This window comes from Muribaculum intestinale (assembly GCF_002201515.1).
Taxonomy (GTDB): Bacteria; Bacteroidota; Bacteroidia; order Bacteroidales; family Muribaculaceae; genus Muribaculum; species Muribaculum intestinale.
Map to the genome: position 1 here is coordinate 598,919 of NZ_CP021421.1, position 22,844 is coordinate 621,762.

Sequence of the window (22,844 nt, forward strand, 5' to 3'; positions counted from 1 at the left end):
GCGACACAAGCCCCGCCGGAGGCCCGCCCCTGACTTGACTCTCCTCTAATAATTTATCTCAAATTATCATCTACAACAATGAAAGGACTTAAATCAATATTATTTGCCGCAGCAGCTCTGATTGCCGGACCCGCCGTAATCACCTCCTGCGACGACTGGACCGAGCCTGAGGCCGAGGACTTCTACACCCCGCCTACAGAAAGCTACTACACCAATCTCAAGGATTACTTCGAATCACCCCACAAGGTGATGTTCGGATGGTTCGGTTCATGGACCGCTGCTGCCAAATCCAACTCCCTCATCGGTCTTCCCGACTCAACCGACTTCGTAAGCCTCTGGCTCTGCTGGGGCAACCTCAACGAGGCTCAGCAGGCCGACCTCAAGGCTTTCCAGGCCCGCGGTTCAAAGGCTGTGCTCTGCTGGCTCGCCACAAACATCGGCGAGAACATCACCCCCGGCTACAGCGGTGTGCCTCCTATTGAAGCTGCCGAGGAATTCTGGGGATTCACCAATGGCGACGTTCCCTCTATGATTGAGGCTGCACGCAAGTATGCCGACGCTATCGCCGACACCTGCGACAAGTACAACATCGACGGTTTCGATATGGACATCGAGTCTACAGGTACTCTCATTATGGGCGGTACAGAGACACGCAAGGTACAGAACGAGTTCCTCCGCCAGCTCCGCAAGCGCTTCGACGAGTCGGGACGCATGCTCGTTATCGACATTCCCGGAGGTGTGGGATGGCTCCACTACTACGACTATCTTGACGATGACGTAGTGGAAAGTGTCGACTACATCTGCTGGCAGACATACGAACTCGGCCACGCCGGACTCGACCAGTTCTTCAACTCAGTCAAATCCTACAAGCCCGACCTCTTTGAGAAAGTGCTGAAGAAGTCGATTGTAACAGCCACATTCGAACGCGCCGCCGACAAAAACCTCTTCCCCGTACAGTCTACATGGAACTACAGCGGAGGCCTCGAACACGCCGGACAGGGCGCATACCACATCGAGTATGACTATCCCGGCACACCCGACTACCCCTACGTACGCAAGGGTATCGCTACTCAGAATCCTCCCATCAATAACTAACAAATCAACCCAAAGGAATACATAGATGAAAAATATAGCATCAAAAGTTCTCGCGCTCGGAATCGCAGCTGTAGCTTTCACTGCTTGCGACGACGCCAAGAACGATGTAATCGACAACATGGTCTACATTTCCGAGGCTGCCACCTCACCTGCTTCGGAAGTAGTAGTAGGCAAAGTCGGTGAAAAATCGAAAGCCAACATCAATGTGCGCATGGCACAGAAAGCCACCACCGACACAAAGGTACAGCTCGCCCTCGATCCCGCCGTGCTCGAAGCCTTCAACAAGCGCAACGACACTGAGTATGCCGTTATCCCCACCGAGCATGTCTCCTTCCCCGCCGAAGTTATCATACCCGCCGGCTCGTCAATGGCTGAGGTTGAGGTAGAGATTACTTCATTTGCCGGAGAAGCCGGTGTAGACTACGCTGCTCCCCTCCGCCTTACCGGCGCAGAAGGCCTGCAGGTGTCGCAGGGTTCAGGTACATTTGTAATCACCCTCGGCAAGACCCTTACTCAGAAAGCTCCAAAATTCTTCTACGACAACGCCATGACAATGGACTGGGACGGCACTGAAACACTCTCCAACCTCACCCTCGAGTGGTGGGCACGAGTTGAAAACCGATATGGCAACGGTGGTTTCTCTGTCAATAACCAGGCTCTCTTCGCATTCCAGGCCAACCACGAACTCTACGTTCGTTTCGGGGATATCGTATATGCCGACGCCAATGGTCGCAATCTCTACAACTTCCTCCAGATTAAGACTATGGGTATCGATGCCAACTACGACTCAGGCAACCCCAACGAGAAGCCGCTCAAATGGGGCGAATGGATTCACTTCGCCCATACATTCGACGGCGCTACAGGTGAGGTTATCCTCTACGTCAACGGCGTCGAGGTTAACCGCAATAACGGAGGTGCCGATAAGAAGTTTGAAATCACCGGCCTGACAATGTGCGGTTCCGGCTCTCAGTACTTCCGCGACTACATCGAGATTGCACAGGTACGTCTGTGGCGCACCACACGCTCTGCCGCCCAGATTGCCAAGTTCATGAAGAAAGAGGTTAAGTATACCGACCCCAACCTCGTATTCTACCTCCCCATGAACGAAGGTGAAGGCTCTGTGCTCAACGACGTCACCGGCAACGGTCACAACGTGACCATCGGCTCGGCCGACAACGGAGGCAACAACCAGGCCTACGGCTGGACCGAATATACATTCGAATAATCCCCTGACACCAATCAGATATCGGCTTATCGCAGATTTCACCATCTGCGATAAGTCGGTTAACCTCAAAAATTCACACATAACGCAATGAAAAAATTCTGGCATTATATCGCCGTATGTGCGGTGGTGGCTACAATAGCTCCCCTTACATCTTGCGACGACGACGATACAGTAGACCCCTACGACATCAACTACTGCTATCTATATCAGCCCAATTCCACATTCGCCCGACTGGAATACAAGGCCAACGGTGAATTCCTTATCGACATCAACGATCCTCTGGCACTTAAGCCCGTGCGCCTTACAAAGCCCGCGCCACGCGACCTCTCTGTTAAAGTAGGCATTGATCCTTCTCTTGTCGACGAATACAACCAGGCCAACAACACCGAATACACATTCCTCGAAGGTGCCTCGATTGTCAACCCCGTGCTCACAATTCCCGCAGGACAGTACGTATCGCCCGAGGTAATCACCGTCACTTTCGGCGATAAAAAGGGATTCCAGACCGAGGCCTCCGACCTCATGCTCCCGATTGTCATAAGCGACGCCGACGGCCAGACCATCTCGAAGAGCAGCCGTATATTCCTTACCTTCTCTTCGACATACAAGGCCAATAAGGTAACTGCTAAACATGAAACTGCCATGACAGTAGATCCCGAAGAAGATGGATGGCAGAACGAATACTCTACCATCACTATTTCCGACATACTCAACGCTGACTGGAATGCTGATGATCCCATCACTGTAAAGGCAGTAATCGACAACAGCCTTATCGATGCTTATAATCAGGCGAATGCCTCTTCCTACAAGCCTATTCAGGCATCGTTGGCAAATAGCGACATCGTAATCCCCGCAGGCTCGTCAAAGGGTGCCATCACCATCAATGTTGGTGACTACACCGATATTGCCAACGGCTCCGAATATATAATTCCCGTTAAGTTCTCCTTAACTTCTGGCTTAGGCGCAGAACTGACCTCCGATGTATCATATATCACTATCAGCAACCTTCCCCTGTCGCTCTCAAAAACAGCAATGCTGCCTTCGGGCTACACACAGATAGCATATGAGAGTTCTTGGACTGGAACATTGGACGGTGACAATACAGACTTCGCTGCAAACCTCCTTGCTGACCCTGACAACAACGACACCTATCTCTTTGCTGAACCAGGAAGCAAAGTTGTGGTAGACCTCGGCTCGGTCAAGAATGTACATATCATTGCTGTATCCTTCTATGCATGGTATTACGGCCTGTCCGACCTGCTGAATGTAGAGACCAGTATCGATGGCAATGCTTGGACCAAATGGGGAGATGTACGTATTTATGGCAATCCGACTTACTATATCAGCTTCTCAAAGCCTGCCAACTTCCGCTACATACGCTGGACCGGTGGCACATATTCATACTACGACCAGGCCTACTATTCAGGCATCAAATTCTACAACAAGTAATTCCCGCATAGAATACCAAATTCTATGACCACTCCGGACACAACGTCCGTATACAATAAAAAACTCACGCAGGCTGATTCCTGCGTGAGTTTTTTTATTTCTGTTGAGGCTTATTCATCAGTCGCCGTAAGCTCCGTAGCCTCGCGCATCTCGCGGTACTCGGCCCAGTCCGGATCATTCTCAGTATAGATGGTGATTGGAAGCAGGTCAAACGGAGCCAGAGCCTCATTGATTTTCCGCTCGAAAATATGGGTCGACGTAACATAGAACACCCAGTCGCGGCGGTCGTCGCCCGTATACACTCCCGTAAGTATTGCAACCGGGTCGCGGTCAAACACCTTCGTCAGAGCCTCCTGCACAGCCTCCATAAGCATCGAGGTCGGCTTGTCGGGCATGCCGGTCGAATCGCCCTGATAGCGCCACGTAATCTCCACTCGTATGCGGTACTTGCCGCTCTCCATCGCGGCCTCTACGCCACGGCGCCCGGTCACTATCACTGTACGTCCGTTCTCATCGCTCTCTGTAGGTGCTGTCCACCATTCATTGCCTATTTTCCGAATCATAATAATTGATTTTAATTGCAAATTTAAGTAAATTGTTGCTCAGCCTTATTGAATATCCCGCCAAAATTTGCGAAATTTGCCGAAACTTTCATTTACCCCTCACAGGGATAGTATAAGAATATATATTTCAAACATTAATAGATATACCGATGAAGAAGAGTGCACTTCAGAAGGCCCGTGCGGCCTACCAGCCCAAACTTCCCGTGGTGCTCACCGGCGCCGTAAAGGCTGTAGAGGGCAAGCCTACCCACTCAGTAGCCGATCAGGACGACATCAAGGCTCTGTTCCCAAACACCTACGGTCTCCCCGAAATCCAGTTTGAGAAAGACCCCAACCCCGCTAAAGGCTCGACACCAATCAACGTAGGTGTAATCCTCTCGGGCGGACAGGCTCCCGGCGGACACAACGTAATCTCCGGACTCTTCGACGGAATCAAGAAAATCAACCGCGACAGCCGCCTCTATGGCTTCCTCATGGGACCCGGCGGATTTGTTGACCACAAATATGTAGAGCTCACATCCGAAATCATCGACCAGTTCCGCAACACCGGCGGTTTCGACATCATCGGTTCAGGCCGTACTAAGCTCGAGACAAAGGCTCAGTTCGACAAAGGTCTTGAAATCCTCAAGCAGCTCGACATCAAGGCCCTCGTCATCATCGGCGGCGACGACTCCAACACCAACGCATGTGTGCTCGCCGAGTACTACAAGCAGATCAACGCCGGCGTGCAGGTAATCGGCTGTCCCAAGACCATCGACGGCGACCTCAAGAACGAAGTCATCGAGACTTCTTTCGGTTTCGACACCGCTACCAAGGTCTACAGCGAGGTTATCGGCAACATCCAGCGCGACTGCAACTCCGCCAAGAAATACTGGCACTTCATCAAGCTCATGGGCCGCAGCGCAAGCCACATCGCCCTCGAATGCGCCCTCCAGTGCCAGCCCAACGTATGTATCATCTCCGAAGAGGTTGAAGCCAAGAAGCAGACCCTCAACGATATTGTCAACTCTATAGCCGACATCGTGGCCGCCCGCGCCGCCAACGGAAACAACTACGGTACTGTCCTCATCCCCGAAGGCCTTATCGAGTTTATCCCCGCAATGAAGGTGCTCATCGCCGAGCTCAACGACCTTCTCGCAGCCAACGCAGCCGAGTTTGCCACAATCGAGCCCAACAACCGTCTCAGCTGGGTTGCCGACCGTCTCTCTGCCGAGAACGCCGGCATCTTCACATCACTCCCCGACGGCGTGGCCAACCAGCTCTGCCTCGACCGCGACCCCCACGGCAACGTACAGGTATCGCTCATCGAGACCGAAAAGCTCCTCGGACACATGGTGGCTCGCCGCCTCGACCAGATGAAGAGCGAAGGACGCTACGTAGGCAAGTTTGCCGCACAGTTCCACTTCTTCGGATACGAAGGCCGCTGCGCCGACCCCTCCAACTTCGACGCCGACTACTGCTACGCTCTCGGATTCAACGCTTCATGCCTCATCCGTGCCGGTGTCACCGGATATATGTCGAGCGTGCGCAACCTCACCAAGCCTTCCGTACAGTGGATTGCAGGTGGTATACCTATCACCATGATGATGAACATGGAGCGCCGCCACGGTGCAATGAAGCCCGTTATCCAGAAGGCTCTCGTAACTCTCGACGGAGCTGCATTCACCAAGTTTGCAGAGCAGCGCGACAGCTGGGCCATCAACACCGAATTCGTATACCCCGGCCCCATCCAGTACTTCGGCCCCGCTGAAGTATGCGACCAGTGCTCTATGACTCTAAAGTACGAGCACGCCGCAAAATAACTTATGCGATAAAAGGTATGGCTCCGCGGAGCACACACACCTTTTACGTAAGTAAAAACAGTTACTTATAATCCCGAATCACAGCTTGCAGGACCGCCTCGGGGAGCAATTCAGCTCATGGCGGTCCTCTTTTTTGTAACTCCCCCTGCCGTCACCACGACTGCAGGGGGAGCATACAATTGCTTGCTTAAATTTTCCCGCTAATGAAACGACTGATAACATCAATTGCAATCTCGCTCACTGCCCTGGCATCAGTCGCCGGCAACCTGGTCATACTGCATACCAACGACACCCACAGCGCCATCGACCCCGACGACAAAGGGCTAGGAGGCATAGTGCGCCGCAAAGTACTGATCGACAGCGTAAGAGCCTCACAGCCCAACGTACTCCTGGTCGACGCCGGCGATGCCGTACAGGGAACCCTATATTTTACACTCTACGACGGAGAGGTGGAGCGCCGTCTGATGAACGAGCTCGGCTACGACATACAGATACTCGGCAACCACGAGTTTGACAACGGCATGGAACGCCTCGCCGCACAATGGCGACAGCTCAACGCACAGCGCCTCTCATCCAACTACGACTTTCGCGGCACCCCGCTCGACTCTGTCTTCAAACCATATGCCATAAAGGAATACGATGGCAAAAAAATCGGAATAATAGCCCTCAACCTCAATCCCGAGGGTATGATTGCCGCACACAACACCGTCGGACTCCGTTATCTCGACGCCATAAAAGCAGCAAACGCCCTGGCATGGTATCTGAGCAATGTAGAGCATGTCGATGCCGTGGTGGCGGTGAGCCATATCGGCTACGACAAGAGCACCGACAACACACCCTCCGACCTCGAGGTGGCCGCAGCTACCGAAGGCATCGACATCATAATCGGCGGCCACAGCCACACGCTCATCGATCCCGATGCACCCGACGCCCCTGCATTCCGTGTGCCAAATGCAGTAGGAGACACCGTCCTGATTGCCCAGACCGGTAGCCGGGGACGCGAACTTGGCGAAATCACCCTCGACCTATCGACTATGCAGGCCCGTTCGCGCCTCATTCCGGTCGACAGTCGGCTCGACGCGCGCGCCGACTCCTCGCTCGAAGCCATCATAGCCCCATACCGCAACGGCATCGACACTCTGAAGAAAACCCGCATCGGCAACCTCTCGCAGGATATGCCCGCCGGAAGCGACATCCTGCTCAACTGGGTGGCCGACGAAATGCTCGCCGCAGCCCGCGGTATGGTACACTTCGACGTCGACCTCTCGATTGTAAACAAGGGTGGCATACGCCGAGGCCTCCCGAAAGGCCCCGTCACAAAAGAGGAGATAATGACAATGCTCCCGTTCGACAACCATCTCGTATTGCTCGAAATCAAAGGTAGCGACCTCATCAATGCATTCAAGGTAATGAAAGGACGCGGAGGCGACGGAGTGAGCGACGGATTCGACTGGCGCAACATCGACCCCGGGCGCACCTACATGCTCGCCACCATCGACTATCTCGCAAATGGCGGCGACTATATGGAACCGCTTACCCACGCAACGCAACTCTACCGCTCTGAAGGAAAACTCGACGAAATCCTGATGGAACGCATTGAGTCGCGCCATGGCAAATCGATAAAGTATAAAAGCGCCGCCCCGCGAATGTAAAAAACTGTTTGATATGACATTCAGAAATCTTGCCGGATGGCTCCTCGCCGTTCTGCTTTTACTCCCTGCGGCAGCCGGTGCCGTGCGTCCGGCCATGCTTGCCCCGTCGCAGGAGAAGGCCCGCGAGGCATGGGTCGACAGCGTGATGCTTATTCTCGACCTGCGACACCGCATAGGTCAGCTGTTCATCCCCATGCTCGACCCGCGCTCGCTGCCCGCGGCAAAAAATGTCGTAAAGACCGACATTGACCGCTATGGCATCGGTGGAATACTGATAAGCGGCGGCACCACCGCGCAACACGCCGCACTGATCGACTACGCTCAGTCGGTATCGCCCGTGCCGCTTCTCGTCACGCTCGACGGCGAGTGGGGCCCGGCAATGCGCCTGAAGGATGCCGAGCGCTTCCCCTACAACATGACACTCGGCGGCATCGACAACGACACCCTCCTCTACGACTATGGCCGCGAGGTAGCGCGCCAATGCCGGCTGCTTGGCGTGCAGGCCGTGTTTGCTCCGGTGCTCGACGTAAACTCGCGGCCCGACAATCCGGTAATCGGACGCCGCTCGTTCGGCGAGAATCCCGAACGTGTAAGCCGCCTCGGCTCGGCCTACTCGCGCGGGCTCGAAGCGGGAGGAGTGCTCTCCGTAGCCAAGCATTTCCCGGGCCACGGCGACACCGGCACCGACAGCCACAAGGCGCTCCCTGTCGTCGACCACTCTGCCGAAACTCTGCGCGATGTCGACCTGCGCCCGTTTGCCGACTACGTAGCCAACGGATTCGGCGGAGTGATGGTAGGCCATCTGAATGTCCCCGCGCTCGACAACAGCGGTACGGCCTCGTCTATGTCGCAGCCCATTACGGAGGGACTGCTCCGCAATCGCCTCGGCTTTGAGGGACTGGTGTTCACCGACGGACTCGCCATGAAGGGTGCGATACCCCCGGGTGGCGGCGACAACTGCGTGGGAGCGCTGCTCGCCGGTGCCGACATGCTTGTCGAGCCGGCATCGATACGCACTGCGATGGCGGCTATACTCGAGGCCGTAAAAACCGGACGCCTGTCGGAATCGCTTATCGACAATCGGTGCCGCACCGTACTGCGCTGGAAATACGCCCTCGGACTTTCGAAAAGACCATCCCCCTCTCCCGCCGGACTGAAGGAAAAGATGAACGGCCCGGAGTCGGAGAATATGCGCCGCCGCCTCACCGCCGCGTCTATAATATGCCTTGACAATGCCGACGGACTCCTCCCGCTCCACCGTCTCGACACCACAAGCATCGCGGTGGTCAACATCGGTGCCCCCGCCCACAATACCTTCTCGCAGTTCTGCGCACGCTATGCCAAGGTCGATGTCTACTCTTCGGCCGGTGAAAGTGGCATCACCGCCGCCACACTCGGCAAGATACTTTCTCACGACGTGGTTATAGCCGCCGTATACGACGACAATGCCGCATGCCGCGCCGCACTGTCAAAACTCAAGGGAGCCACCAATCTGATTGAGGTGTTCCTTACCGGCCACTACAAGGTAGCGCGCTTCGCGCCGCTCGACAGCCGCTCGGTAATCCTGTGCGGCGAAAACACCCGCCTCTCGCAGGAATATGCCGCACAGGCTCTGTTCGGAGGCATACGTGTCAACGCCACCCTCCCCGTCACCATAAAGGGAGTGGCACCTGTCGGCACGGGCATCGGTCTCGTCAAGACCCGACTGGGCTACACCACCCCCGAAGACCGCGGATTCACCCCGGCTCTCGCCAAGGCCACCGACTCGCTCATGCGCCTCGGAGTGCGCACAGGTGCATTCCCCGGTGGAGTGCTTCTCGTTGCCAAAGATGGCGACATTGTGCTTGAAAAAGCATACGGATACACCGACTCGGGCCATACCCGACGCGTAAGCGCCGACTCTACACTCTACGACCTCGCATCCGTAAGCAAGATTGCCGGCACACTCCCGGGTGTCATGAAAGCCGCCGACGAAAAACTGCTCGACATCTCGGCTCCCGCCTCGCGCTACATACCCGGCCTGCGGCAACCCGACAAAAAGGATATCACTCTACGCCGGATGCTATTCCACGAAAGCGGATTCCCGGCCGGCATAGTCAGTGCCGCAGTAGTCACCGACACTGCCTCATACACCGGACGCCTCGTGAGCGCACGCCCCACTCGCGACAACACCATAAAAATCGCACGACGAGCCTACGCCAACCGCACAGCCCGCCTCCGCTCCGACATAACGTCACATGCCGCATCACCCTCGACCCCATGGCAGATAGCACCATCGCTGTGGGTAGGCCCCGCCACTCGCGACACCCTGATGAACCGCATCTACAATGTAAAGCTACGCGACAACTCTTACCGCTATTCCGACCTCAACTTCGCTCTGCTTATGGATGCCGAACAGAGAGCCACAGGCGTGCCCCACGAGCAATGGGTCGACAGGGAGATATTCGCCCCGCTCGGTGCATGGCGCACCACATACCGACCGCTTCAACGGTTCAAGCCATCGGAAATCGCCGCCACCGAACACGACCGCTGGCTCAGAAAAGCCACTCTGCGAGGTTACGTCCACGATGAGCTCGCCTCCTACAGCGGAGGCGTACAGGGCAATGCCGGCCTGTTCTCAACCGCCGGCGACCTTGCCAAACTCGCTCAGATGTGGCTCAACGGAGGCACATACGGCGGCGAACGGCTGATATCCGCCCCCACCGTCAGCGAATTCATCACCGCACGCAGCGACATATCGCGCCGCGGTCTCGGATTCGACGCGCCCGACACAAAAAATCCCGACTCCTCACCCACCGCGCCCGAGGCACATCCCTCCACCATAGGACACCTCGGTTTCACAGGCACATGCATGTGGATCGACCCCTCCCGCAACCTTATTTTCATCTTCCTCGCCAACCGCATCAACCCCTCCCGCGACAACTCCGCCTGGACCGACCTCGACATCCGCCCCGCCCTCTTCTCCGCAATCCTCTCCTCCCTCCGCCACTGAACCTGTAATTACAATTCAGTAATTACTGAATACCAAAGATATACCAAAAACAGATTATACCAAGCCCTCTTTTTTCTCGACAATCACTATAATAAGGTATTGCGCATAGATTGGCTTATTTGTAATTTTGCGGCGTTTTTCAACAGTAGTCTTCCTGACTTCAATTAACAAATAGCCAATATGATTCACAGGACACTTACTCTGATTGCCGCCGTTATATTGGCGGCAATCTCTGCAAGCGTAAATGCAGCCAACACTCCTACCGACGCCAACATTGGCGGACATGTTATCGACAAAGAAAATGGAGAACACATCACGGGATGTATCGTAAAGATTCTCGGGTCTAACCTGGCCACCATGACCGATGCTTCGGGCCACTATGTATTCCGCGACCTGCGTCCCGGCGACTACACCCTCGAAGTATCCTACATGGGATATAGCAACCTGAAAAAGAGCACAAGCGTAAAATCTCACCAGACAGTAGAACTGAACTTCGAAATCGAGCCTGACGCATTCATGCTCGACCAGGTGGTGGTGACATCCTCAAAAACCGAAACACGCCGTCGCGAAAGCGCATCGCTCGTCAACGTGCTCTCGGGCAACACATTCCTCAATGTAGGAGCATGCTCTCTTGCCGACGGACTCGACTTCCAGCCCGGAGTCAGAGTGGAAAACGACTGCCAGAACTGCGGATTCACCCAAGTAAGAATCAACGGCCTCGACGGACATTATTCACAGATACTGATGAACTCTCGTCCGGTATTCTCAGCCCTCACCGGAGTATACGGCCTGGAGCAGATACCGGCCAACATGATTGAGCGGGTCGAGGTGATGCGCGGCGGAGGCTCGGCCCTCTTCGGCTCGTCGGCCGTAGGTGGCACAATAAATATCATTACCAAGGACCCCCTGTCCAACTCGGCCAGAGTAGCTCATACTCTCACTTCGATTGGCCCCTCGGGCGCTATGGACAACAACACTACCGTCAACGCCTCTGTAGTGACCGACAACAACAAGGCCGGAATATTCATTTATGGCCAGAGCCGCTATCGCGACGGATACGACCACGACGACGACGGATTCACCGAAGTGGCACAGCTGAAGACACAGACACTCGGAGCCCGCACATTCCTGCGCACTACCGACGACTCGAAGCTCACTCTCGAATACCACAACACACATGAATACCGACGCGGAGGCGACCAACTCGACCAGCCGGCCCATATGGCGATGATAGCCGAGCAGGTCGACCATAATATCCATGCCGGCGAAGCCAATTTCGACCTCTGGCTGCGCGACCGCCGCGACCATCTGTCGGTATTCGCCGCCACTCAGAACACTCGCCGCCAGAGCTACTACGGCTCCGAGATGGACCCCAACGCCTACGGACGCACATCCGACATTGTCGTCACCGCCGGCACACAATGGACCCACCCCATCGACCGGTTCCTGTTCATGCCCTCCGAGCTGGTAGCCGGCCTCGAATACTCCTACAATCGCCTGCACGACGTAACCGTAGGCTACAACCACGACATCGTGCAGAACGTGAACATCTACAGCGGATATCTCCAGAACGAATGGAAAAACGAAAAATGGGGATTCCTCGTGGGAGCACGCGTCGACAAACACTCGATGATTGACAACCCCGTGATTTCTCCACGAGCCAACGTCCGCTTCAACCCGTCGGACAATCTCAATTTCCGAGCCTCATATTCAACCGGATTCCGCTCCCCCCAGGCCTACGACGAGGATTTCCATGTAGCCATCGTAGGCGGCGAGCGTGTGGTCACAGTGCTTGCTCCCGGACTCAAGCAGGAGAGCTCGCAGAGCGTAAGCCTATCGGCCGACCTCTACCACCGGTTCGGCAACGTGCAGACCAATCTTCTTGTCGAAGGATTCTTCACCGACCTGCGCGACGTGTTTGCCCTGCGCCAGCTCGACGAAGCCGACGAGGCCGGCAACGCCGTGCTTGAACGATACAACGGCTCCGGTGCAAGAGTGATGGGTCTCAACATCGAGGCTAAAGCATTCTTCTCAAGCCACTTCGACATGCAGGGAGGCATCACACTGCAACGCAGCCGCTACAAGCAGCCCGAGCAATGGAGCGACAATCCCGAAGTGGCCGCCGAAAAGAAAATGTTCCGCACCCCCGACATCTACGGCTACTTCACCGCCAACTGGGAGATAACCCATTCGCTAAAGGCAAGTCTTACCGGCACAGGCACCGGACCGATGCTCGTGCAGCACCTCGCAGGCTCAGGCACCGACGTGGATCTCGCCGTACGCACCGAGTCATTTTTCGACGCATCGCTCAAATTCACCTACACCTTCCGTCTTTACAACCGTGTCAACCTCGACGTGTCGGCAGGTGTCAGCAACATATTCAACTCCTATCAGAACGACTTTGACCGCGGTCCACTCCGCGACTCCGGCTACATGTACGGCCCGATGCTTCCCCGCTGCATCAACTTTGGCGTGTCTTTAGGCATCTAAGAGAGGACCCCCGACAATACATTTTGCGGCAAAAAATCATAATTTTCGATATTTTTGCTTTAAACATTTGTAGGATGTCGGCATTTTGTTGTAAATTTGCCGAAAAGAAAACTAAAAGATTCACCGAATTTACTTCAAAGAAAGTTTAAGTATGAAAGCAACCGAAGTGTTAGCGGATCTCCAGCGCAGATTCCCCAACGAGCCGGAATACCTGCAGGCCGTGGAAGAAGTGATAACCACTATCGAGGATGAGTACAACAAACATCCCGAATTTGAGCGCTACAACCTTATCGAGCGCCTCTGCATTCCCGACCGCATATTCTCGTTCCGCGTATCCTGGGTCGACGACAAGGGCAAGGTACAGAACAACATGGGCTATCGTATCCAGCACAACAACGCCATTGGCCCGTACAAGGGAGGTATCCGTTTCCACTCCTCTGTCAACCAGTCGATTCTGAAGTTCCTCGCTTTCGAACAGACTTTTAAGAACTCACTCACCACCCTCGCTATGGGCGGCGGCAAAGGCGGCTCCGACTTCTCTCCCCGCGGCAAGAGCGACATGGAAGTGATGCGCTTCTGCCAGGCATTCATCGCCGAGCTCTGGCGCCACATCGGTCCCGACACCGACGTCCCCGCCGGCGACATAGGCGTAGGCGGCCGCGAGGTAGGCTACATGTACGGCATGTACAAGAAGATGGCCCGCGAATTCACCGGCACATTCACCGGCAAAGGTCTCGAATTCGGCGGCTCACTCATCCGTCCCGAGGCTACCGGCTACGGCAACGTATACTTCCTGCTCAACATGCTCGCCACACGCGGCATCGACATCAAGGACAAGGTTGTAGCCATCTCAGGCTCAGGCAATGTCGCCACATACACAGCCAAGAAGCTCCTCGAGCTCGGCGCCAAGGTAATCACCATGAGCGACTCCGACGGATGCATCTACGTGCCCGAAGGCATCACCAAAGAACAGCTCGATTACATCTTCAAGCTCAAAAACGAATACCGTGGCCGCATACGCGAGTTCGCCGAAGAGTTCGGCTGCGAATACGTAGAGGGCGGACGTCCCTGGGGCTACAAGTGCGATATCGCCATGCCTTCAGCCACACAGAACGAGCTTGACGGCGACGACGCACGCACCCTCCTCGCCAACGGAGTGATTGCCGTAAGCGAAGGCGCCAACATGCCCTCGACTCCCGATGCAATCAAGGAATTCCTCAACGCAAAGATACTCTACGCTCCCGGCAAGGCTGCCAACGCCGGCGGCGTGTCGGTAAGCGGTCTGGAAATGGCACAGAACTCCCAGAAACTGTCATGGAGCTCCGAAGAGGTCGACGAGAAGCTCAAAGGCATCATGAAGAATATCCACGAGCAGTGTCAGAAGTACGGCAAGGAAGAGGACGGATTCACCAACTATGTGAAGGGTGCCAATGTTGCCGGATTCATGAAGGTAGCTCGCGCCATGATGGCCCAGGGCATCATCTGATACCCGTCACCACATACTTACAGGAAAATATACCCAACCTGCATAAACAAAGCGCAGCATCGGAAATTTCCGATGCTGCGCCCGTTTTATTTAAGCACTTGAGTCACTTCACATACGGCAGATAGTCGCCATAGCCGAGCGCATCCATATCCTCGACAGGTATAAAACGTAGGGCCGCACTGTTTATGCAATAGCGCAGACCTCCAGATGCGCGCGGACCGTCGTTGAACACATGGCCCAGATGCGCGTTGCCGGCATAGCTGCGCACCTCGGTGCGCACCATACCATGAGTGTGGTCGCTCCTCTCCACTATCGACGCCCCAGGAATCGGACGCGAGAAACTCGGCCACCCGCATCCCGCGCTGAACTTGTCGCTCGACGCAAACAGAGGCTCCCCTGTCGTCACGTCGACATATATCCCCTCGCGACGCTCATTCCAGTAATCGTTGGTAAACGGCGGCTCGGTACCGTTGTTCTGCGTCACATCATACTGGATATCCGTAAGCCGGCGTCTCAGTTCATCGTCCGACGGTCTCTTCCAGCGGCTACTCTCGGCCCCGTGCGCCGCATTCCGGCTGCTGTCGCGTGCCACCTCAAACAGACGCGGGTCGATATGACAGTACCCACCCGGATTCTTGTCGAGATAATCCTGATGATAATCCTCCGCAGGATAGAAATTACGCAGCGGCATCACCTCCACGGCAATCGGCCGGTCGTACTCCTCAGCCAACCGCCCTACAGCCGAGTCGATAACCTCGACCTGCCCGGGCGAGGTATAGTAAATCCCCGTGCGGTACTGAGTGCCGTGGTCATTACCCTGCCGGTTGACCGATGTCGGGTCAATAGTCATGAAAAACAGCCGCAATATAAAGTCAAGTCCCACCCTCGACGTGTCATATGTCACCATCACCGCTTCCGCAGCATTGGTGCGCCCGCTGCACACCTCCCGGTAGGTCGGGTCAGGCTCGTCGCTGTTGGCATATCCGGCCTCGGTCGCAACCACTCCGTCAATCTGTTTCAGAAAATGCTGGGTTCCCCAGAAACATCCTCCTGCCAGACAGATACTCTCGCGGTTCGCTCCTGCTGTGCCACTGAGTTCTGATGTATTTTTACTCCTTGTATCCATATCGTTGTTCATTATTCCCGGTTTTCAGTTACAACATCAAAAAGCAGACTTGTGTTGTATCTGTTCTAAAACAGATTAAACAATCTATTAAATTTTATGTAATATTTATGACATCTTTTTTCTTGACATTTGCATCATCAATTTAAGAGCTTGTTTAATAATAAATGTTGCCGCCAGGGTCGTATAGCTTGAGTCGATTTTCGACATGTGACGAAGGAGTGTACTTTATGTACATGACTGAGGGTCATGGCGAAAAGCGGCCAAGATATACGAGACAAAAGGTAGCTTTATAACCATTCAATCTCTTGCCTGCTTTAAAGCAAATGTAAAAATATATTAACAATATGGAACAAATTACCTCCAGTCGGTCATTCGCCGGCATATTTCCGCCTGTTCTTCGGTCGTTATGGAACCCCATAACTCCCTCATCACAAGCGAAAATCTGCTCGCCGACTGACCGCCCTGACGGTAACATTTATTATTAAACAAGCTCTTAGATATCATGGATATTCTGTTTTTAGGTATTATCATTTTCCTGTTTGTCCTTGCCGTATTCGACCTTTCGGTGGGAGTGAGCAACGACGCTGTAAATTTTCTCAACTCAGCTATAGGCGCCAAAGCCGCCAAATTCAAGACAATCATTATAATAGCCTCAGTCGGAGTGTTTGCAGGAGCCGCCATGAGCAACGGCATGATGGACATAGCACGCCACGGCATATTCAGGCCCGAACACTTCTCCTTCTACGACCTCATATGCATATTCATGGCAGTGATTGTGACCGACATCATACTCCTAGACATATTCAACTCTCTGGGCATGCCCACATCCACCACCGTGTCGATGGTGTTCGAGCTACTCGGCGCAGCATTCGTGATAGCCCTGATAAAGATGTGGGGCGATGACTCGGCATTGTCGCTGATGGATCTCCTCAACACCGAGAAAGCCCTGTCGGTAATACTCGGAATATTCTTGTCGGTAGCCATCGCGTTCGTATTCGGCACCATTGTGCAGTTTATCACCCGCGCCATATTCTCCTTTGAATACAAAAGCCGCCTGAAATGGAAAATAGGCATATACGGAGGCTTGGCCACCACAGCAATCATATATTTCATGCTCCTCAAAGGGGTAAAGGACATGTCGTGGATGACTCCCGAAGCCCGGCAGTATATCAACGACCACACCGCGGCCATACTCGGATGCTCCTTTGTGGCCTGCACCCTCATTATGCAGCTGCTCCACGCGCTTAAAGTCAACGTGCTGAAAGTAGTCGTGCTCATCGGCACATTCTCCCTCGCCATGGCATTTGCCGGCAACGACCTCGTCAACTTCATCGGCGTGCCTCTCAGCGGATTCGCGTCCTATCAGGACTATATGGCCAACGGCAGCGGCAACCCCTACGACTATACGATGGGAGCGCTCAACGGTCCCGCCGACACTCCGCTATACTTCCTGATAGGCGCCGGAGTAATAATGGTAGTCTCCCTCGCCACATCTAAAAAAGCGCAGAACGTATCGAAAACCGAAATCGGACTCGGCAGTCAGAACGGAGGCGACGAAATGTTTGGCTCATCAAGAATCGCCCGACGCATTGTGCGCACATCCATATCGATACACTCATGGGCACAGCGCCACATACCGCGCAAGGTAAGAATGTGGATCGACCGGCGTTTTGACACCACCAGGACTCAGGCCGAACAGGGTGCCTCGTTCGACCTCATACGCGGCTCTGTCAATCTCATGCTCGCCGGAATGCTTATCGCCGCCGGCACCTCCATGAAGCTCCCCCTCTCCACCACCTTCGTCACATTCATGGTAGCCATGGGTACATCGCTATCCGACCGCGCATGGAGCCGCGAAAGCGCCGTGTTCCGCATCACCGGAGTGATATCCGTAATCGGTGGATGGTTTATCACAGCCGCCGTTGCATTCATCGGCGCAGCCATCATCGCAGCCCTCATGCACTGGGGAGGCGCTCCCGTCATGATACTCGTAGCCATCGTAGCCATCGCCCTGATTATCAGAAGCAACCTCCGCTTTAAAGCTAAGAAGCAGGAAGACCGCGGCGACGCCATGTTCCAGGCAATACTCAGCTCCGACGACAAGGAGCAGACCTGGGACCTCCTCAAGATATACATCGCCACACAGCAGAAACACTTCCTGCAGTTTGCCTCCACGACCTACACCGACATCACCGACGCCTTCATACGCGACGACGTAAAACACCTCGGACGCGCCGACCGAGCGCTCTACAAGGAGAAAGAACTGCTCAAAAACGAGCGACGCAAAGAGACCCTCTGCTTACGCCGCGTAGATGCCGACACCGCAATTGAGAAAAGCGCATGGTTCCACCTCGCCAACAACTCATGCATGTCGATGAACTACAACCTGCGACGCATCACCGAAGTATGCAAAGAGCATGTCGAAAACAATTTCCGACCCCTGCCCGAAAGCTACCGCGAGACATTCCTCCCCATACGCGACAGCATCATCAATGCCCTCGCCCAAGCTCAGATCCTCGTCGAAAACGGCGACGTAAAAGCCATAATCTCACTCCGAAAAGAGTGCGACCTCATCAAGGACACCATCTCAAGAGAGTGCCACGGCATATACGACCATCTGCGCAACGGAGCCACCGGCAACCTCACCGTAGCCTACGTATACCTCAACACCCTCCAGGAGTCGCAGGAAATGATGTCGGGCCTCCGCAAACTACTCCGCGCCACCTCCAAGCTCCGCAGCAACGACCCCGTGGCCCGCGTCGGCGCCGCCTGACCTTGCACGCATCCCCCACCCTTGCCATACTCCGGCCTCCCATAGCAGAATGCCACGCCATGGGAGGCCCTGATATTTCAACACCCACTTATTTTTATCCGTATCCAATTCATTTGCAGCGAATTTAACATTTTGAATGACCGCTCATCAAATGAGATTTTATAATTCTGTAGTCGTATGTCTCTCGCAGAGGCCCGATATGGGCTGAGAGTGGATGCAAGACGTAATGAACAATGGACAACAAAACTCTTGAATTTGTAACATATTGCATCAGCAAACTCGCGCAGGTGCTTAAGATGAGTCAGCGAGAGGTTTACAGACGGCTTAAACAGTCAGGTATTTTGTACGACTATATTGTGCCGTCGTATGACGTACTGCACACTTTTAGAGCTTGTTTAATAATAAATGTTTCCGCCAGGGTCGTATAGCTTGAGTCGATTTTCGACATGTGTCGAAGGATTGTACTTTATGTACATGACTGAGATACAGGGCGAAAAGCGGCCAAGATATACGAGACATAAGGTAACTTTATAACCGATACAATCTCTTGTCTGCTTGTAAGGTAAATGCAAAAATATATCAACGATATGAAACAAATTACCTTCCTTCGGTCATTCGCCGACATCTTTCCGCCCGTTCTTCGGTCGTTATGGAACCCCATAATTCCCTCATCACAAGCGAAAATCTGCTCGCCGACTGACCGCCCTGACGGTAACATTTATTATTAAACAACGTGAGTTCGACGAAAATTAATTAGATGAGAAATTGGTGATTAGCGATAAAAGTATTAAATTTAAAGGACTCAATTTCAAACAAATACTCTTATCGCTATGCTCACCGAAGACAAAATTACTGAAATATTCGTGATTGCAGATGAATTCTGCAAAGTTTTTAATGCGATGCTCCGTCGCAGAGGTCTTTCGAAGATTCGTACGGACAGGAAGCGGGAATATCATCGAGATTGCCGTCTGTCGCAGGCGGAGGTCATTGTTATCATGATCATGTTCCACAGTTCCAACCATAAATGTCTCAAACACTTTTATCTGAACGAGATATGTCAGCGATACAGGCATCTGTTCCCCGAAACAGTCTCATACAACAGATTCACGGAGCTGGAGAAATCAGTGGTCGTTCAGTTCGTGATATTCGTAAAGAAATGTCTGCTGGGAAAATGTACCGGTATTAGTTTTGTCGACAGCACACTGCTACGTGTGTGCCGCAACCAACGGATACACATGCACAAGGTGTTCAAAGGAATAGCGCAACGTGGGAAGTGTTCGTTAGGTTGGTTCTACGGATTCAAGCTACATCTGATATGCAACGACAAGGGCGAGATTCTCAACTTCATGATCACTCCGGGAGATGTTGATGACCGGGAACCTCTGAAAGTGAAGTCGTTTGTCGAGTTCATATACGGCAAGATGGTCGGTGACAAAGGTTATATCGGCAAAGACCTGTTCTGCAAGCTGTTCATTGACGGAATCCAATTGATCACAAAACTGAAAAACAACATGAAAGGCGGTCTGAGATCAATGTATGACAGAATACTTCTGAGAAAACGGGCTATTATCGAAACTGTAAACGACCAACTCAAAAACATCGCTCAGATAGAACACTCGCGACACCGTTCATTTCCGAATTTCATCGTTAATCTCATTGGTGGGATAGCGGCTTATTGCCTGTTTCCAAAGAAACCGAGGATAAACTTAGAACGCGTGTATGATAATCAGATGACTCTCTTTTGATTATTTTCATCGAACTCACGTTAAACAAACTCTTAGTTCGCGCTATCTCATCGAAGATATTACCGACTATATGAAGGAGAAAGGAGTGCTGCCAAAATGAAACTTTATCATTCATCATATGTATCTGTTACTAAGCCGGACATTATCCATTCTCGTGACTATCTAATTTTGAGGTAAGTCATAAAAAGGGGTACGGCTTACCGGGCAGATTTGCGGCGGCGATAGGCCGGTGCGGGGACCGGGACCTATCGGGAGAGGGTGAAGATGAAGGCGACACCCGAAGGGTAGCGGTTGGCGGCATAGATGGTACCGCCATGGAGCTGCACGGCGTTGCGCACGATGGCAAGACCAAGGCCGGTGCCACCCATCAGGCGCGAGCGCCCCTTGTCGATACGGTAGAACCTCTCGAATATGCGCTCAAGATGCTCATCAGGTATCCCCGCGCCATTGTCCGACACACTGAATGTATACGCCTCGGCCGACGCCTCGTCGCGACGCACCCTTATCTCGCTCCCTCCGCTGTAGGCTATCGCATTGTCTATCAGATTGCGGAATATCGAGCAAAGAAACGCACGGTTCCCCTCGACCACACTACCCGCCGGAATATCCACCGACAGTGACATCCCGCTCTTCTGCAACTGTCCCGACAGCGAGTGCGCTATCTCCTCCACCAGTTCGCCGATGTCGACAGGCTCCTTGGCGATATTCGCCGCCCCGTCATCCATGCGCGTTATGGCCGCCACGTCGTTGAGCAGCCCGGTGAGGCGTTGGGTGTGGGAGTAGCACAGCTCGACAAACTCCCAGTGCTTCCGCGCCGGCAGGTCGCGATGGTCGAGGATGGTCTCCAGACACACCTTTATCGACGCCACAGGGGTTTTCAGCTCATGGTTGATATTGTTGGTAAGCTGCTTCTTGATACGGTTCTTCTCCTCCTGCTCGTACATGGCCCGGCGATGCTCGCTGTCACGCTCCTCCATAGTGCGCTGCAATCGTGCGTAAAGCCTTATTATGTGGGTCGAGATACTCCCCAGCTCATCGTGGGGGAATGCCTCGGTATCATACACACTCTCCCCCCTCTCGGCCTTCTCGGCAAAACGGTTCAGGCGCGTCACGGTGCGCCCGATGCGGCGCGTGGCAAAGTATGCGAGCACACTCATGGCAAGGGTCACCGCACCCATAAACCACAGAAACGTGCGGTCCGCCTCAAGCACCTCATGCAGGGGCAGGGAATACGGCACAGCCGACCTCACGATAAGGTCATCGCCACGTGTCGCCGAATAGAAATAGACATTGTCGGTACTGCGCGAGTGGCGCCGTATGGTAAAACCGTGGCCAATGCGCATCGCCTCGCTGATTTCGTGGCGGTCGAGATGATTCTCGCCGGGGAGCGAGTCAAGCGTATTGTCAAACACAAGCGACCCGTCGACACCAACCACCGACACTCTCAGCCCATCAATCGGAAGACGCTGGCGCGCTATCGTCGCCAGAAAGTCGATTGAGTCGGTCTGCAGCGCATCAATCATATGGGCGTTGAAGAGCTGAAGCTGCCCCTCGAGCTTCTCCACCTTGTAGATTTTCTCGCGATGGTACTGAAACGCCACAAAACACGCCACAAGCATCCACGAGAAGCCAAGCAGCATGAAAAACAGCCTGGTATGATATGAAAGCCTAATCCTGCCAGCCATATCCGTAGCCCGAACGGGTCACTATCATGCGGCCATACTGGCCGAGTTTTGAGCGCAGACGGGTGATATTGACATCGACCACCCGCTCGACCACGACAATCTCCTCGGGCCATATCTTTTTCAGAAACTCTTCGCGCGAAAAAATCTTGCCCCGGTGGGAAAGCATCAGCCAAAGCATCTCAAACTCCTTGCGGGGGAGCCTCACCTCGGTGCCGTCGACCGTACAGCGCTTAAGGGCGCTGTTCAGCGTCAGCCCCTCGTAGGTAATCAAGCAGTTGTCATCACCCGGGCCGGCCTGCTGTACGGAGGCACCCGACGACGCACGCCTCAGCACACTCCTGACGCGCGCCACCACATTGCGTATGGAATATGGCTTGGATATATAGTCATCGGCCCCGAGGTCAAGACCCGCCACCATATCGTCCTCGCTGTCTTTGGCCGTACAGAATATTATCGGTATTCCGGCAAGACGAGGATTGCCCTTCATGATGCGCGCCATCTGCCAGCCGCTTATCTCCCCCATCATCACATCAAGGAGTACAAGCGCATACACCGAAAGGTCCATCGCGAGAGCCTCCTCGGCACTGTAGGCCGTATCCACCTCGTAGCCCTCAAGCTCAAGGTTAAACCGCAGCGTGTCGCACAACGTGGTCTCATCGTCGACAACAAGTATCTTTTTATTAATCATATCGTATCCGGTAAAAACATGTTAAAAAATGCTCCAAGTCGTACAAAGATAACCAATTTCCGCATCGGTATGT

Annotated in this window: 15 protein-coding genes; 11 read left to right on the forward strand and 4 right to left on the reverse strand. The window is 53.9% G+C overall.

Translation table 11 applies throughout. From position 1 onward, the window contains the following. Positions 1-78: 78 nt before the first annotated feature. From ADH68_RS02620 to ADH68_RS02630, 3 genes are all read left to right on the forward strand, one after another. A complete protein-coding gene (locus ADH68_RS02620; RefSeq protein ID WP_068959927.1) occupies positions 79-1,095 on the forward strand; it encodes a glycoside hydrolase family 18 in 1,017 nt (338 codons plus the stop codon). A 25-nt stretch (positions 1,096-1,120) separates the two neighbouring features. Next, positions 1,121-2,320 carry a BT_3987 domain-containing protein gene (locus ADH68_RS02625; protein WP_068959926.1) on the forward strand — a complete coding sequence of 400 codons (1,200 nt, stop codon included), beginning with the start codon at positions 1,121-1,123 and terminating at the stop codon, positions 2,318-2,320. 87 nt (positions 2,321-2,407) lie between these two features. Continuing rightward, entirely contained in the window at positions 2,408-3,769 is a 1,362-nt protein-coding gene (locus tag ADH68_RS02630; RefSeq protein ID WP_068959925.1) for a BT_3987 domain-containing protein, read from the forward strand. Between the two features lie 110 nt (positions 3,770-3,879). On the opposite strand, the gene ADH68_RS02635 is transcribed toward ADH68_RS02630, so the two are convergent. Further along, positions 3,880-4,332: a DUF695 domain-containing protein gene (locus ADH68_RS02635; RefSeq protein WP_068959924.1), complete on the reverse strand. Its 453-nt coding sequence runs from the start codon at positions 4,330-4,332 to the stop codon at positions 3,880-3,882. 149 nt (positions 4,333-4,481) lie between these two features. Here ADH68_RS02635 and ADH68_RS02640 point away from each other — a divergent pair, with 149 nt between their 5' ends. The 5 genes from ADH68_RS02640 (at position 4,482) to ADH68_RS02660 (ending at position 14,754) form a co-directional block, all read left to right on the forward strand. Then, the gene (locus ADH68_RS02640; protein ID WP_068959923.1) at positions 4,482-6,134 is read left to right on the forward strand and encodes a diphosphate--fructose-6-phosphate 1-phosphotransferase; all 1,653 of its coding nucleotides are present in this window, start codon (positions 4,482-4,484) and stop codon (positions 6,132-6,134) included. Between the two features lie 203 nt (positions 6,135-6,337). Beyond that, positions 6,338-7,786 (forward strand): bifunctional metallophosphatase/5'-nucleotidase, encoded by a 1,449-nt coding sequence (locus tag ADH68_RS02645; RefSeq protein ID WP_068959922.1) that lies wholly within the window; start codon positions 6,338-6,340, stop codon positions 7,784-7,786. A 13-nt stretch (positions 7,787-7,799) separates the two neighbouring features. Then, positions 7,800-10,778 (forward strand): glycoside hydrolase family 3 N-terminal domain-containing protein, encoded by a 2,979-nt coding sequence (locus ADH68_RS02650; protein ID WP_068959921.1) that lies wholly within the window; start codon positions 7,800-7,802, stop codon positions 10,776-10,778. 183 nt (positions 10,779-10,961) lie between these two features. Beyond that, entirely contained in the window at positions 10,962-13,268 is a 2,307-nt protein-coding gene (locus ADH68_RS02655) for a TonB-dependent receptor (protein WP_394364977.1), read from the forward strand. A gap of 151 nt (positions 13,269-13,419) precedes the next feature. Next, positions 13,420-14,754 (forward strand): NADP-specific glutamate dehydrogenase, encoded by a 1,335-nt coding sequence (locus ADH68_RS02660; RefSeq protein WP_068959919.1) that lies wholly within the window; start codon positions 13,420-13,422, stop codon positions 14,752-14,754. A 103-nt stretch (positions 14,755-14,857) separates the two neighbouring features. On the opposite strand, the gene msrB is transcribed toward ADH68_RS02660, so the two are convergent. Continuing rightward, a complete protein-coding gene (gene msrB / locus ADH68_RS02665) occupies positions 14,858-15,880 on the reverse strand; it encodes a peptide-methionine (R)-S-oxide reductase MsrB (RefSeq protein ID WP_232321428.1) in 1,023 nt (340 codons plus the stop codon). Positions 15,881-16,382: 502 nt separating this feature from the next. On the opposite strand from msrB, the gene ADH68_RS02670 reads away from it, so the two are divergent. The 3 genes from ADH68_RS02670 (at position 16,383) to ADH68_RS02680 (ending at position 20,398) form a co-directional block, all read left to right on the forward strand. Beyond that, complete coding sequence (locus ADH68_RS02670; protein WP_068959918.1) at positions 16,383-18,653, forward strand: inorganic phosphate transporter; 2,271 nt, start codon at positions 16,383-16,385, stop codon at positions 18,651-18,653. Positions 18,654-18,886: 233 nt separating this feature from the next. Then, the gene (locus tag ADH68_RS02675) at positions 18,887-19,081 is read left to right on the forward strand and encodes a DUF3791 domain-containing protein (protein WP_084273913.1); all 195 of its coding nucleotides are present in this window, start codon (positions 18,887-18,889) and stop codon (positions 19,079-19,081) included. Between the two features lie 402 nt (positions 19,082-19,483). Further along, a complete protein-coding gene (locus tag ADH68_RS02680; RefSeq protein ID WP_084273912.1) occupies positions 19,484-20,398 on the forward strand; it encodes an IS982 family transposase in 915 nt (304 codons plus the stop codon). Between the two features lie 245 nt (positions 20,399-20,643). On the opposite strand, the gene ADH68_RS02685 is transcribed toward ADH68_RS02680, so the two are convergent. Continuing rightward, positions 20,644-22,083 (reverse strand): sensor histidine kinase, encoded by a 1,440-nt coding sequence (locus ADH68_RS02685; protein ID WP_068959917.1) that lies wholly within the window; start codon positions 22,081-22,083, stop codon positions 20,644-20,646. Then, positions 22,067-22,771 (reverse strand): response regulator transcription factor, encoded by a 705-nt coding sequence (locus ADH68_RS02690; RefSeq protein ID WP_068959916.1) that lies wholly within the window; start codon positions 22,769-22,771, stop codon positions 22,067-22,069. The genes ADH68_RS02685 and ADH68_RS02690 overlap by 17 nt, the downstream gene beginning before the upstream one ends. Between the last annotated feature and the right edge of the window lie 73 nt (positions 22,772-22,844).

Bases quoted from the DNA above. Each gene is read 5' to 3' on its own strand.
- ADH68_RS02620 (WP_068959927.1), top strand. From the start codon at position 79: ATGAAAGGACTTAAATCAATATTATTTGCCGCAGCAGCTCTGATTGCC.
- ADH68_RS02625 (WP_068959926.1), top strand. From the start codon at position 1,121: ATGAAAAATATAGCATCAAAAGTTCTCGCGCTCGGAATCGCAGCTGTA.
- ADH68_RS02630 (WP_068959925.1), top strand. From the start codon at position 2,408: ATGAAAAAATTCTGGCATTATATCGCCGTATGTGCGGTGGTGGCTACA.
- ADH68_RS02635 (WP_068959924.1), bottom strand. From the start codon at position 4,332: ATGATTCGGAAAATAGGCAATGAATGGTGGACAGCACCTACAGAGAGC.
- ADH68_RS02640 (WP_068959923.1), top strand. From the start codon at position 4,482: ATGAAGAAGAGTGCACTTCAGAAGGCCCGTGCGGCCTACCAGCCCAAA.
- ADH68_RS02645 (WP_068959922.1), top strand. From the start codon at position 6,338: ATGAAACGACTGATAACATCAATTGCAATCTCGCTCACTGCCCTGGCA.
- ADH68_RS02650 (WP_068959921.1), top strand. From the start codon at position 7,800: ATGACATTCAGAAATCTTGCCGGATGGCTCCTCGCCGTTCTGCTTTTA.
- ADH68_RS02660 (WP_068959919.1), top strand. From the start codon at position 13,420: ATGAAAGCAACCGAAGTGTTAGCGGATCTCCAGCGCAGATTCCCCAAC.
- msrB (WP_232321428.1), bottom strand. From the start codon at position 15,880: ATGGATACAAGGAGTAAAAATACATCAGAACTCAGTGGCACAGCAGGA.
- ADH68_RS02670 (WP_068959918.1), top strand. From the start codon at position 16,383: ATGGATATTCTGTTTTTAGGTATTATCATTTTCCTGTTTGTCCTTGCC.
- ADH68_RS02675 (WP_084273913.1), top strand. From the start codon at position 18,887: ATGGACAACAAAACTCTTGAATTTGTAACATATTGCATCAGCAAACTC.
- ADH68_RS02680 (WP_084273912.1), top strand. From the start codon at position 19,484: ATGCTCACCGAAGACAAAATTACTGAAATATTCGTGATTGCAGATGAA.
- ADH68_RS02685 (WP_068959917.1), bottom strand. From the start codon at position 22,083: ATGGCTGGCAGGATTAGGCTTTCATATCATACCAGGCTGTTTTTCATG.
- ADH68_RS02690 (WP_068959916.1), bottom strand. From the start codon at position 22,771: ATGATTAATAAAAAGATACTTGTTGTCGACGATGAGACCACGTTGTGC.